This window comes from Nonomuraea sp. NPDC050310, assembly GCF_040655795.1.
Lineage (GTDB): Bacteria > Actinomycetota > Actinomycetes > Streptosporangiales > Streptosporangiaceae > Nonomuraea.
Map to the genome: position 1 here is coordinate 494,357 of NZ_JBFAKP010000003.1, position 12,470 is coordinate 506,826.

Sequence of the window (12,470 nt, forward strand, 5' to 3'; positions counted from 1 at the left end):
GCGGGGGTGACCGCATCCCAATATCGCGGCCGAGTCCCGACGCCTACCTCAACGCGCGCCGGGCGCCGCCGCTTCCCGCCACCACGACCAGCGCCGCCACGGCCACCTGGAAGACGAGCCCCCAGACCAGCCGGCTCCACACCCCGCCGCACCCGTTGACCGCGTCGTAGGCCGCCAGCGCGAGCACGGTCAGCGGGTAGGCCCCGATCAGCGCCGCTCCCGCCCAGGCCGCCCCGCGCGCCGCCCGCACCCGTCCGCGCCGGCGCAGCAGCCACCACGCGGCCAGCGCGGCGAGCACCACCAGCGGCGCCGGGAGCGCCGTCAGCGGCCGGAGCACCTCGGTCGAGCGCAGGTAGGCCCCGAACCCGCGGCACTCGCCGTAGGCGAACCAGCCGAAGCTCTCCTCCTGCCCCGGCAGCAGGTACGGCAGGCAGGACGACACCAGGGCCGCAGCCCACCATGGCCAGCGCATGAGACGACATCCGAAGGAAGGGGATAAGTGCACGTCAGGTGTATCACACGCCCCGTCACCCGGCCGAACGCCACAGTGGAGCCCCGGCCGAACGCCACAGTGGAGCCCCGGCCGAACGCGACAGCGAAGCCGGCCCGGCCCCCGGCGAGCGGTCCGCGTCGCCGGTCCCGCGTGTTTAGCTGAGCGGAGGAGGTGGAGCCCGATGGTGCGCATCCGGCTGCTCGGCCCCCCGGCGATCGAGCGGGACGGCGCCCCGGCCAGGCCGCCGCGGGGCCGCAAGTCCTGGGCGCTGCTCGCCTACCTGGTGCTGACCGACCGCCCGCCGGGCCGCAGGCACCTGGCGGAGCTGCTGTTCGGCGACGCCGACGACCCGCTGGCGGCGTTGCGGTGGACGCTGGCCGAGCTGCGCCGGGCTCTCGGGCCGGCGGCGTCGCTGGGCGGGGATCCGCTGGTGGCCTCCTTCCCGGCGGACATCGAGGTGGACGTGCTCCTGCTGGGCCGCGACCCGGCCGACCCGGCCGCGCTGCTGGAGCTGGGCGGCGAGCTGCTGGAGGGGGTGCAGCTCGCCTCCAGCCCGGCGTTCGACTCCTGGCTGCTGGTGGAGCGCCATCGCGTGTCGGCGGTCGTCGAGGCGCGGCTGCGCCAGGCGGCCTACGCGTTGCTCGCGGCGGGCCGGGCCCGGGAGGCCGTGCCGTACGCCTCGCGCGCGGTGGCCCGCAACCCGCTGGAGGAGGGCAACCACGAGCTGCTGGTGCGCAGCCTGGCCCTGGCCGGGGACCGGGCGGCGGCGGCCCGGCAGGTCGCGGTCTGCGAGGACCTCCTGCGCAACGAGCTGGGCCTGGCCGTCTCGCCCGCGCTGCGGGAGGCGGCCTCGGCCGGTCCGGGGCGCGCGACCGTGCTGCCGCTGGGTGGGCGGGCCGCGGCGGCGGGACAGCTGGAGGCGGGCCGGGCGGCCCTTCTCGCCGGGGCGGTGGACGCCGGTCTGGAGTGCCTGCGCCAGGCGGTCGCCGAGGCGGCCCGCTGCCAGGACGAGAGGTTACGCGCCACCGCGCTGCTGGAGCTGGGCAAGGCGCTGGTGCACTCGGCCCGGGGCCGCGACGAGGAGGGCGTCGTGGTCCTGCACGAGGCGATCCAGCTCGCCGGGCAGGAGGGCGAGCGGGCCACCGCGGTGACCGCCTACCGGGTGCTGGGCTTCGCCGAGGTGCAGGCCGGGCGGCGCGGCACCGCGGAGAGCTGGCTGGGCCGGGCGCAGGCGCTGGCCGAGACCGACGACGAGCTCGCGCCGATCCTCGGCGTGCGCGGCATGAACGCCTCCGACCGCGGCGACTACCCGGCCGCCTTCGAGTTGCTCGGCGAGTCCGCCGAACGGGCCCACCGGTGCGGCGACCAGCGCCAGCAGGCCTGGTCGCTGTCGATCGCCGCCCGGGCCCACCTGCTGCGCGCCGAGCGCAGCCAGGCGTCGGTGGCGTTGTCGCGCTCGCTGGAATTGGTGCGGCAGCAGCGCTGGATGGCCTTCCTGCCCTGGCCGCAGACCCTGCGCGCCGAGGCGGACCTGCTCGGCGGCGACCTGGAGGGCGCCGGTGAGCGGCTGGAGCACGCCTGGGTGCTGGCCTGCCGGCTCGACGACCCCTGCTGGGAGGGCATGGCCGCGCGCGGGCTCGGGCTGCTGCACGCCGCCAAGGGCGAGCACCGGGCGGCGGCGCGCTGGCTGGACGAGGCGCTGGCCCGCTCCACCCGGGTGCCCGACCGCTACCAGTGGATCCACGCCCACGTGCTGGACACGGCGATCACCGCCGCGCTCGGCCGGGACGAGCACGAGCGGGCCCGCCCGCTGGCGAGGGCCCTGGCGGCGCTGGCCGCCCGGTGCGACATGCGCGAGCTCGTGGTCCGGGCCCACCTGCACCACTGGCGGCTGGGCGAGGGCCGGGCGCTGGCCTCGGCGCGGCTGTTCGCCGCCGGGGTGGACAATCCGGCGCTCCTGAAGGACGTGCCGGCCTGACCCGCCGTACCAGCCGGTCGGGGTTCAGCCGTGGTAGGCGGCCTCCAGCTCCTTGATGTCCAGCTTGGACATCCTCATCATGGCCTGCATGACGCGGGTGGCCTTCTCCTTGTCCGGGTCGGTGCCCATGCGGGTGAGCGCGTTCGGCACGATCTGCCAGGACAGGCCGTAGCGGTCCTTGAGCCAGCCGCACGGGCCGGGCTCGCCGCCGCCTTCGAGCAGCCGGTCCCAGTAGGTGTCGACCTCCTCCTGCGTCTCGCAGTGCACGTACAGCGAGATGGCCTCGTTGAACTTGAACTCCGGCCCGGCGTTGAGCCCGTAGTAGAGCTGGCCCTCGAGCTCGAAGACGACGACCGAGATCTCGCCGCCGTCCGGCGTGCCGCCCGGGAAGCGCTGCACCTCGACGATCCGCGAGTTCGGGAAGATCGAGGTGTAGAACTCCGCGGCCTCGACGGCCTGGGTGTCGAACCAGAGATGCGTGGCGATCTTCTGCATGGTGGTCTCCTCGGTGAGCGTCGGTTCCTGCCTGTACAGACCGGCGCCCGGCGCCGGACTCATCGCGGCGGCGGCAGCTTTTTCGCCGCGGCCATCGCCGCCCCGACGATCCCCGCCTGGTTCTGCAGGCCGGCGGGGACGATCGGGACGTCCAGCCGGATGTGCGGCAGGAACTTCTCGGCCTTCTTGGAGACCCCGCCGCCGATGATGATCAGCGACGGCGAGAAGAGCATGGCCACGTGGCGCAGGTACTCCTCGACCCGGCCTGCCCACTTCTCCCAGCTCAGGTCCTCCTCCTCGCGGGCGCGGTCGGAGGCGCGGTGCTCGGCGTCCTTGCCGTGCAGCTCCAGGTGGCCGAGCTCGGTGTTGGGCACCAGGAGGCCGTCCACGAACAACGCGCTGCCGATGCCGGTGCCGAAGGTCAGCATCAGCACGGTGCCGGTCCGGCCCCGGCCCTCGCCGAAGGTCAGCTCCGCGACGCCGGCCGCGTCCGCGTCGTTGAGCACCACCGCCCCGCCGAACAGGGTCCCGGCGTCCACGCCGATCCAGCTGTGGTGCACGTTGGCGGCGCTCTTCACCACGTTGTCGATCACGATGCCGGGGAAGGTGACGCCGACCGGCCCGGTGTAGCCGAAGTGCGCCACGATCTGGCCGACCACCTCCGCGACCGCGTCGGGCTTGGCCGGGTGGGGGGTGGGGATGCGGAGCCGGTCGGCGGCCAGTTCGCCGGTGGCGAGGTCGACCGGCGCCCCCTTGATGCCGGATCCGCCGATGTCGATGCCCAGAACGTTCATGAGGCCCCTATACCCCGAAATGAACCCACCGTCAGCCCCTGGCGTATCTCGCGGCACAAGCGCACATCGAGGAGGCACGGATGCAGCACCGCATCATGACACTCTGCGCCGGGACACTCGTCCTGTTCACCGCCGCCGCTCCCGTCGAGGCCGCGCAGACCCGGCCCAGGTTCGAGGTGGTCGGCCTCGTCTCCGACGTCAAGGGCCGCGCCGCGGTCCACGATCCACGCGTGGTCAACCCCTGGGGGCTGGCCCTGGGCAAGACGCTCTGGGTGGCCAACACCGGCACCGGCTCGGCCACCGTCTACTCCGGCGTCCCGGGCGCGATCAGGAAGGAGGCCACCGAGGTGGCCGTCCCGGGCGGCGCCCCGACCGGGCAGGTGCTCAATCCCGGCGACGGCTTCACCGTCAAGGGCAAGCCGGCGACCTTCCTGTTCGCCAGCCCGAGCGGCGCGATCACCGGCTGGAACGCCGAGGCCGACCCGGCCGGCGCGGTCATCGGCGCCTTCACCCGCGGCGCCGACTACAAGGGCCTGGCCATGGTCGGCGACTCGCTCCTGCTGGCCGCCGACTTCGCCGGCGGCCGGGTGCACGCCTTCGACGCCGACTTCCGGCGGCTGCGGCTGGGCCGCTGGCAGTTCAGGGATCCGTTCGTGCCGCGCGGCTACGCGCCGTTCAACGTCTCGGCCGTGGCGGGCGCGGTCTGGGTCTCCTACGCGCTGCGGGACTCGGCCACCGGCAAGGCGGTCGCCACCCGGGGCAAGGGCTTCGTCTCCCGCTTCAGCCCGGACGGCCGGCTGACCGGGCGGTTGTCGCGCGGGGCGCTCAACGCGCCCTGGGCGGTCACCGTCGCGCCGCGCGGCTTCGGCGCCTACGCGGGCGCGCTGCTGGTCGGCAACTTCGGCGACGGCACCGTGCAGGTCTTCAAGCGCGGGCGGCACCTCGGCCCGCTGCGGGACTCGGCCGGCCGGCCGATCGTGCTGCCCGGCCTGTGGGACCTCGAACCGGGCACCGCGGCGACCGGCGGGGAGAACGCGCTGTGGTTCTCCGCCGGGATCGACGGCGCCCGGCACGGCCTGGTCGGGCTGATCCGGCCCGCGGGCGCGCGCGCCCCGGCGACCGGCCAACCGGCCACGCCGACCTCACCGGCCGCCCCGGTCACCTCGCCGCCGGTTTCCGGCGGCTACTGACCGTCCGGTACGGCAAGCGCCGCCGCCAGCGCCGAGGGACCGGTGTAGTGCAGGCCGATCATGCCCAGCCGTACAGCGGCCTCGACGTTCTCGGCCCGGTCGTCCACGAACAGGCAGCGGCCGGCGGGCACCCCGGCCCGCTCGGCGGCGATCTCGTAGATGCGCGGGTCGGGCTTGGCCACGCCGACCCGCGCGCTGCTGACCACCTCGTCGGCGAAGTAGGCGAGCCCGAGCCCGGCGAGCGCCTCCTCCAGCGCGGTCGTCGCGTTGGTCACCAGCACGACCGGGACGTGCGCCTGGATCCCGGCCAGCAGCGCCCGCACCTCCTCGTCCACCGAGGTGGGCACGGCGGCGAACTCGGCGACGATGGCACGGGCCCGCTCGTCGCCGCCGAGGGCCTCGGCGACCGACTCCAGCCACTGCTCGTCGCTCACCCGGCCGAGCAGCGCCGGGCCGATCGTCTCCGGGGCGAGGGCGAGTTTCAGCAGCTCACCGGGGGCCAGGCCGTACCGCTCGTCGAGGGCCGCCTGGGCGGCCGGGTCGTGGTGCCGGAGCACGCCGTCGAGGTCGCAGAGCACAGCGTCAAAGGCAAGCACGAGTCGATTCCGTCCCTGGGTGCGGCAAAGTCGAGGCCACTACGATAAGCCCCGAGATGACGGATCATCAGCTTCCCCAGGAGCTGCGCCGGCTGTTCGCCGACGGCGGCAGGGGTCGCACGCTCTCCGTCGGGCTGCCTTCCGGCGAGCTCCTGTGCGCGGAGGACGGCCGTCCCGCGTTCTGGATGAGTCTCGACCCGGCGACCGCCACGCAGTGGTCGGCGTTACGGGCCGAGCATCCGCGCTCGGGGCTGTGGCCGATGTTGCTGGAGGAGACCGCGCAGCCGTGGGCCGCCGCCCGCGTCGAACCGGACAACCCCGTGCTGATCGGGCACTTCACCGCCGAAGGCTTCATGGCCGAGGTGTGGCAGGAGTGGGTGATGCAGGCGCCGCCCGAGGCGCTGGCGGAGATCGAGCCGTTCGGCGTGCTCTGCCCCGGCCTGGCCGACCCCGGCGTGCCCGCGGGCGACCCCGACGAGGTGGCCGAGTGGTTCGCCAAGCAACTGGAGGAGCGCGGCATGTGCCTCGGCCTCGCGCCCGCGGCCCGGGGCGCCGACGCGCTGGTGGCGATGGGCTGGCAGGGCGCCATCCACCACAACGAGTGGGCGGTGCCGATGGCGGCGGTCGTGCGGAGCTGGGAGGAGCGGTTCGGGGCGCGGGTGGTGTGCGTGGGCTTCAACACCCTCGATCTGAGCATCGCCGCGCCGCCGACCGACCTGGAGCACGCGCTGCACGTGGCCGCCGAGCACTGGGCGTTCTGCCCGGACAACATCGTGCAGGGCGCCGGTGACCTGCGCGGCTACGCCGAGGAGCTCGTCTCGGCGTATTCGTGGTCTTTCTGGTGGGACTGATCGTTCTCCATTAACGTGTCCTTGGCATGATTCGGGGCGATCTCACACCAGAGTTACTGAACACCCCTGTCTGGGGGGACGGGCTGCCGGAGCGGGCGGGCATCCCGGTGTTCGACGTGCCGCTCGTCTCCGTCGGCGGCGGCATCGGCTCGTTCACCCTGCTCGACGTCCTGCGCATCCGCGGCGTCCCGGCCGAGTGGATGCGCGTGCTGTCGGTCAACGACACCCCCTGGCAGACCTGGGACTACCTGTGCCGGGCCTCCCAGCTCCCGGCCACCGAGCGCATCCGTTCCGACGCCGGGGCCAGGCCGGACAACATCTGGGGCTTCCCGTCCTACGCCGTCGCCGAGTCGTGGCGCGAGGTCAGCCTCAAGCCGCTGCTGCAGGTGCTGGTCGAGCCGGTGCTGAGCGACTTCTACAGCCCGCCGGCCGGCCTGGTGAGCGCCTCGATCGCCAAGGAGGCGCACCGCATCGGCTACTGGAGCATGCTGGCCAAGGGCCAGGTCCGCATGGTCAGGAAGCGGCACGGCGGCGGCTACTTCACCGTCCTGACCCCGCCGCCGGGGGCCGCGCCGACCAAGCGGGTGATCCTGCGCTCCAGCCACGTGCACCTGGCGGTCGGCTACCCCGGGCTGAAGTTCCTCGACGACCTGCAGCGCTTCCGCGAGGAGCACGGCGGCGGCCACCAGGTCGTCAACGCCTACGAGCCGCACGAGCACGTCTACGACACCCTGCGCCGCCGGCCTGGAACGGTCATCGTGCGCGGCGCGGGCATCGTCGCCTCGCGGGTGCTGCAGCGCCTCATGGACGACGTGGAACGGTACGGCCTGCGGACCCAGATCGTGCACCTGTTCCGCACCTACGTCACCGGCTCGCACGGCCCCAACGCCCGGATGCGCCGCAAGGGCGGCGACGGCTGGGCCTACCAGGCCTTCACCATGCCCAAGTCGGCCTTCGGCGGCCAGCTCAAGGCCGACTTCGCCGCGGCCACGCCCGAGCGCCGGGCCGAGCTCGCCAAGCTGGTGGCCGGGACCACCACCCCCAAGCTGCGCCGCTGGCAGGACCAGATGGCGCGGGCCCGCTCCGGCGGCTGGTACCACCCGGTCCAGGCCACCGTCGACAAGATCGAGCGCGCCCCGGACGGCCGCCTGGTCACCCACTACGGCCACCTCACCTACCTGTCGGACTTCATCATCGACTGCACCGGCCTGGAGGCGGACATGTCCGAGCACCGGGTCCTGGACGACCTGCTGCGCTTCGGCGGAGCCACCCGCAACCGCGCCGGCCGCCTGGCGGTGAGCCCCAGCTTCGAGGTGCTCGGCGCCGGAAGCGGCGACGGGGCGCTGTACGCCTCCGGCGCGGCGGTCGCGGGCAACCACTTCCTGGCCGTCGACAGCTTCCTCGGCCTGCAGACCGCGGCGCACGAGATCGCCGACGACCTCGCGCGGCGCGGCTTCGGCCGGCGCCTCGGGCCGCTGCGGTCGGTGGCGCAGTGGCTGCGCTGGGCCGGCGGGCGGCCGGTGTGATCCCCACCCTCGGCGGGCGGCTGCAGACCCGCCTGTTCCTCGCCTTCGCGGTCGGCGCACCACTGACCGCGCTGCTGGCGCTCGTCCTGCCCATGGGCCTGGCCGACGCCTTCGTGATCCTCCTGGCCGCCACCGTGCTCGGCGCCGGCTGGGAGCTGCTGTACCACCTGTTGATGCAGTTCCGCTGGGACAAGGACTGGCCGACGCTGTTCGGCCTGCTCACCGGCCTCCCCGAGGGACTGCTGCTGTGGGGCCTGCTCCAGGCGGAGCTGGTCCCGCTCGTCACCGGCCCGGTTCGCGGGGGCGCCTTCACGATCATGTTCTTGGTCGTCTGGCTGGGCCAGTGGTTGTTCGCGAACGGCCCCATGAGGGTGCTGTCCGTCCGCTGGCGCTTGCGAGGCGGGCGCCTGATCTGATCGAAAGGGCAAGACGCGCATGCGTAGAGCCGGGGGAATCCACTTCGCCCACCCGCTGGCCTTCTGGGCGGGTGTGGTGTTATGCGTCGCGGGGGTGGCACTCCACCTGCCGATGTACCTGCACGCCTCGCACATGGGCTACCGGATGGCCGGGATGCCGATGGACCTGCCGATGACGATCGGCATGGTGCTGATCGTCGCGGGCATCGCGGCGACGGCCTACGGGCTCGTGCCGCGCGGCTGGCTCACCGCCAAGCCGGCCGCGGACGTCAAGATCAAGGCGCTCGACGGCGCGAAGCTGCGGCCGGCGCACATCGGCCTCATCGTGGTCATGTCGACCGCGGTGATCATCGACGCGATGAAGCCGATCACGCTGGGCTTCGTGGCGCCGGAGATGGCCAAGGAGTACGCGTTGCGGCCTGCCGTACCGACCGGGGAGCTGCCGGTGGCGCTGCTGCCGCTGTTCGGGCTCACCGGGACCGTGCTCGGCTCGCTGATCTGGGGCTGGATGGGCGACCGGATCGGGCGCAAGCCCTCCATCCTGTTCGCCGGAGTGATCTTCGTGGCCACCGCGATCTGCGGCGCGATGCCGTCGTTCGAGTGGAACCTGATCATGTGCCTGGTCATGGGCCTGGGCGCGGGCGGCATGCTGCCCATCGCCTTCTCCCTGCTGGCCGAGACCATCCCGGCGCGGCACAAGGGCTGGGTCATGGTGCTGATCGGCGGCAACCTGGCCATCGCCTACCTCGCCGCGAGCTGGCTGTCGGCCTCGCTCGCGCCCACCTACTCCTGGCGGGTGCTGTGGCTGGTCGGGCTGCCCACCGGGGTCTTCCTCATCCTGCTCAACCGCTGGATCCCCGAGTCGCCGCGCTTCCTGCTGGCCCACGGGCGGCACGAGGAGGCCTCGGAGATCCTCCAGCGGTACGGCGCCGCCGCAGTACGCGGCGAGGAGGTGGAGACGGTCGCCGACCCCACCTCCGGCGGTTACTCCCGGCTGTTCCGCGCGCCGTACACCGGGCTCACCTCCGCGGTGGTCATCCTGGGGCTGGCGATCGGCCTGGTCACCTTCGGCTTCCAGCTCTGGATCCCGTCCAACCTGCGCACCCTCGGGCTCGACCAGGTCACCGCCGACCGGGCGCTGCGCGACTCGACGCTGCTGGGGCTGCCGCTCATCTTCGTCTCGGCGGCGATGTACGGGCTGTGGAGCGCGAAGAAGACCATCGTGGTGCTGTCCACGCTGGTCGGGGTCGCCCTGGTGGCGCTGTCGTTCGCCGGTGAGACGCTGGCGCAGGACAGCACCTGGCTGTACCTGCTGCTGGCCGGGCCCATCGTGGGCACCGCGGCCATCTCCGCCGTGCTGGCCGCCTACGCCTCGGAGATCTACCCGACCCGGATCCGCTCGCGCGGCTCGGGGCTGTCGGCCGGGATGGGCAAGTTCGGCGGCGTCGCGGTCACCGCGGTGCTGGTGGCCGGGGCCGCCGTGCCGTCCATCGGGACGACCGCGCTGCTCGGGGCGGTGCCGTTGCTGCTGGCGGTGGTGATCGTGCTGGTGTTCGGGGTGGAGACCACCGCGACGGCCGACTCCCCGGAACCGGCCACCGCCACCTGACCCGCGTTGTTGCGGGGCCCGCGGATCAGGCGTAGCCGCCCAGTCCGCGGGCCTCCTCGGCCCAGCCCGCCAGGAACATCAGCGCCGCCCCGCGCTCGCGATATCGCCGCGCCACATCCACCGGCCGGCCGCCGCCGTAGTCGAGCTGCACCGCCTCACCCGCCCGCCGGAGCAGCGCCGGCACGAGCCAGTCGTACTTCACCGCCGACGCGCACACCGCCAGCCGTACCTGCCGGGGATCCCCGCGCCACCCCGCCTCCCGCAGCCCGTCGAGGTAGGCCCCGAACAGCCGCCCGTCCAGCTCCGGCAGCCGCGCCGCCGGAAGGAACAGGTCGAAGACGCTGTCGGGCAGGTGGTTGCCCAGATCCTCGCCGAGCGCGCCCTCCCCGGTGAACGCCCAGTCGAGCAGGACCGACCCGCTCCCGTCGGCGATCACGTTGTTGGGCCACAGGTCCAGGTGGCACCACACCCGGGGCAGGCCCTCCAGCGTGGCCAGGAACCACTCCCGGTCACGATGCAGCCGGACCATCTCGGCCCGCAGGCCGGGCGGGAAGTGCTCCCTGACCATCGGCTGCGCCCACGCCTCGTCGTCGTCCAGCAGCGACCAGTCGACGCTCTTCGCTCCCGTGTAGCCGCGCAGGAAGCCCCGGCTCAGCCACGGCCGCTCCACCGGCCCGGTGCCGCCCTGCGCCCGGCCCAGTTGCCCGGCCAGCCGTACGTGCCGCTCGGCGGACCAGGCCGCGCCGGGCTGCCCGGCCACGTCCTCGGTCCACAGCGCCAGCTTCCCGCCGTCGCGCTCCACCACCTCCAGCAGCCGGGGCGCCCGGATCCCGGCCTTCTCCCACAGGTACGGCAGGCCGTCCGCGTACACCTCGGCCTCGCGGCGCCAGTAGTTCCAGTGCCTCGGGTCTCTGGACGCCTGCCAGTCCGGGTGCCCGCCCGGGTCCGGCGACAACACCTTGACCACCGCCGACCGATCACCCCTCACGACCCGCCAGATCCCGGCGGTGACCGCGTTCAGCGGGTTGTGCGTCAGGGGGTGCAGGGACCAGGGGGCAGTGCCGGGCAGGAGCCGCTCGACCTCATCGGCCAACTCATCCATCCGAGCGATGCTAGGCCGTGCCGCCGCACGTCCCAGTCCGCTGAAGCGGCGGACGCGGGGCCGTGAGGCTGTGGCGTGGTGGCTGCCGTGGGGTGGTGGCTGCTGTGGTTCTGGGGCTGGTGCCGGTCTGGGGCCGGGCTGGTGCCGGGCTGGGGCTGGTGTCGGTTAGGAGCGGTGTGCGGCGAACTGGAAGCAGCCGAACTCCACCGCCCGTACGTGCACCACCGCCACCTCCGGCTCAGCGAACAGCTCCTCCAGCCACGCCTCCGGATCCGCCCCGGCGGGAAGGAGCCGCCCCGAGTGAATAGTCCCCTTAGCGGTGTACGCCCGCAGCACCCGCTGCGCGGTGTGAGCCACCGGCCATCCCTCCCCCTCCTGCCCCGGACACTCCCCGGCGTGCACGAACACCGGCCCCACCTCGTCGTACGCCCCCGGCTCCACCCCGTTCTCCACCGCCCACCGCCGCAGCGGCGCGTACGACACCAGGGCGATCTCCGCCCCCGCCTCAGCCTTGGTCAGACAGCACCGCAACGGACTGCCACCCTCGTCATCGATCAGCAGCCGCGGCGGGTTACCCGCATCGTCCCGCCGAAGCAGCTCCGTCACGATCTCCCGGGGAATCGCAGCAATCGTAAATGTCATACCCCCAGCGTGACGCCCCAGCTCACCCCCCGCTGGCGCCCTTCGGACATCGCATGCCCTCCCCGGTCGGCGGCGCACCACCCTCCAAGGTCCTGGCGCCCCCACCCTTCCGCCTCGGCGGCGCGCCCACCCTCCCCCTGCCCAATGGCCAGGCTCACCCGTCCGGCCGTCGAACCCCGCCGCCTCCGCCTCCTGCCCCAACCGGCGCGAACGTTCCGGCGGCACGTCGAAGCCGTGGCAGTCCCCAGCCCGCCACCCACATCCGGCCCCGTCCAACCCGCGCCTACGCGTGCGCGCGCAGCTCCTGGATCGCCGCCATGATCCCCTTCCTGTCGTACGCCCCGGTGGGCATGGTCGCGCCGTGCGCATGCCGGACGACGCCCTGGGCGTCGACCAGCACATCGCCCGACTGCTGCATGGACCCGAAGATCTTCCTGCTCAGCCCGACCATCTCGTGCGGCGTCCCCCGGCGTCCGGTCAGGACCGGGAACGGCACCTGCCGCCTGGTCTTCCAAGCCGCCGCCTCCGCCCGTTCCTCGGGCACCGCGACGAACACCTGGACGTTCGCCGCCGCGAACTCGCCCCGGCTGCGGACGAGGTCCTGCACGTGGCGGTTGCAGATCGGGCAGGACGTCGACCGCATGAAGTACACGAGTACGGCCTGCCGTCCCCGATGGTCGGACAGGCGTACGGCCTGCCCGTCGGTGTCCTCCAGGACGAGGTCGGGCGCGGTCGATCCGATGGTGAGCATGGTGGAACTCCTCTTCGCGAAAACGGG

13 protein-coding genes are annotated in these 12,470 nt (G+C 73.4%); 6 read left to right on the forward strand and 7 right to left on the reverse strand.

The genetic code is table 11. From position 1 onward, the window contains the following. Positions 1 to 43: 43 nt before the first annotated feature. Complete coding sequence (locus tag AB0I67_RS11940) at positions 44 to 472, reverse strand: hypothetical protein (RefSeq protein WP_357921612.1); 429 nt, start codon at positions 470 to 472, stop codon at positions 44 to 46. 202 nt (positions 473 to 674) lie between these two features. Between AB0I67_RS11940 and AB0I67_RS11945 the strand changes: the two genes are divergently transcribed. After that, positions 675 to 2,471 (forward strand): BTAD domain-containing putative transcriptional regulator, encoded by a 1,797-nt coding sequence (locus AB0I67_RS11945; protein ID WP_357921615.1) that lies wholly within the window; start codon positions 675 to 677, stop codon positions 2,469 to 2,471. A 24-nt stretch (positions 2,472 to 2,495) separates the two neighbouring features. On the opposite strand, the gene AB0I67_RS11950 is transcribed toward AB0I67_RS11945, so the two are convergent. Continuing rightward, on the reverse strand, positions 2,496 to 2,966 hold the full coding sequence (locus AB0I67_RS11950) for a VOC family protein (protein WP_357921618.1): 471 nt from the start codon (positions 2,964 to 2,966) through the stop codon (positions 2,496 to 2,498). A 59-nt stretch (positions 2,967 to 3,025) separates the two neighbouring features. After that, on the reverse strand, positions 3,026 to 3,760 hold the full coding sequence (gene ppgK / locus AB0I67_RS11955) for a polyphosphate--glucose phosphotransferase (protein ID WP_357921621.1): 735 nt from the start codon (positions 3,758 to 3,760) through the stop codon (positions 3,026 to 3,028). Positions 3,761 to 3,840: 80 nt separating this feature from the next. Between ppgK and AB0I67_RS11960 the strand changes: the two genes are divergently transcribed. Further along, positions 3,841 to 4,950, forward strand: a complete 1,110-nt coding sequence (locus tag AB0I67_RS11960; protein ID WP_357921624.1) for a TIGR03118 family protein — start codon at positions 3,841 to 3,843, stop codon at positions 4,948 to 4,950. On the opposite strand, the gene AB0I67_RS11965 is transcribed toward AB0I67_RS11960, so the two are convergent. Next, positions 4,944 to 5,546, reverse strand: coding sequence for an HAD-IA family hydrolase (locus AB0I67_RS11965; protein WP_357921627.1), 603 nt, complete (start codon positions 5,544 to 5,546; stop codon positions 4,944 to 4,946). The genes AB0I67_RS11960 and AB0I67_RS11965 overlap by 7 nt on opposite strands. Positions 5,547 to 5,602: 56 nt before the next feature. Here AB0I67_RS11965 and AB0I67_RS11970 point away from each other — a divergent pair, with 56 nt between their 5' ends. From AB0I67_RS11970 to AB0I67_RS11985, 4 genes are read left to right on the forward strand one after another with little or no spacing between them, the layout of a single operon-like run. After that, positions 5,603 to 6,397 (forward strand): DUF4253 domain-containing protein, encoded by a 795-nt coding sequence (locus AB0I67_RS11970; RefSeq protein ID WP_357921630.1) that lies wholly within the window; start codon positions 5,603 to 5,605, stop codon positions 6,395 to 6,397. A gap of 26 nt (positions 6,398 to 6,423) precedes the next feature. After that, the gene (locus AB0I67_RS11975; protein ID WP_357921633.1) at positions 6,424 to 7,923 is read left to right on the forward strand and encodes a hypothetical protein; all 1,500 of its coding nucleotides are present in this window, start codon (positions 6,424 to 6,426) and stop codon (positions 7,921 to 7,923) included. Continuing rightward, positions 7,890 to 8,339 (forward strand): hypothetical protein, encoded by a 450-nt coding sequence (locus tag AB0I67_RS11980; RefSeq protein WP_357921636.1) that lies wholly within the window; start codon positions 7,890 to 7,892, stop codon positions 8,337 to 8,339. Before AB0I67_RS11975 ends, AB0I67_RS11980 begins: the two co-directional genes overlap by 34 nt. Positions 8,340 to 8,358: 19 nt before the next feature. Then, a complete protein-coding gene (locus AB0I67_RS11985) occupies positions 8,359 to 9,948 on the forward strand; it encodes an MFS transporter (protein ID WP_357921639.1) in 1,590 nt (529 codons plus the stop codon). 25 nt (positions 9,949 to 9,973) lie between these two features. Here AB0I67_RS11985 and AB0I67_RS11990 read toward each other — a convergent pair whose 3' ends face one another. The 3 genes from AB0I67_RS11990 to AB0I67_RS12000 form a co-directional block, all read right to left on the reverse strand. Continuing rightward, positions 9,974 to 11,050 carry a phosphotransferase gene (locus AB0I67_RS11990; RefSeq protein ID WP_357921641.1) on the reverse strand — a complete coding sequence of 359 codons (1,077 nt, stop codon included), beginning with the start codon at positions 11,048 to 11,050 and terminating at the stop codon, positions 9,974 to 9,976. A gap of 165 nt (positions 11,051 to 11,215) precedes the next feature. Continuing rightward, the gene (locus AB0I67_RS11995; protein ID WP_357921644.1) at positions 11,216 to 11,656 is read right to left on the reverse strand and encodes a DUF1203 domain-containing protein; all 441 of its coding nucleotides are present in this window, start codon (positions 11,654 to 11,656) and stop codon (positions 11,216 to 11,218) included. A gap of 319 nt (positions 11,657 to 11,975) precedes the next feature. Then, positions 11,976 to 12,443, reverse strand: a complete 468-nt coding sequence (locus tag AB0I67_RS12000; RefSeq protein WP_357921647.1) for a peroxiredoxin family protein — start codon at positions 12,441 to 12,443, stop codon at positions 11,976 to 11,978. Positions 12,444 to 12,470 lie beyond the last annotated feature (27 nt).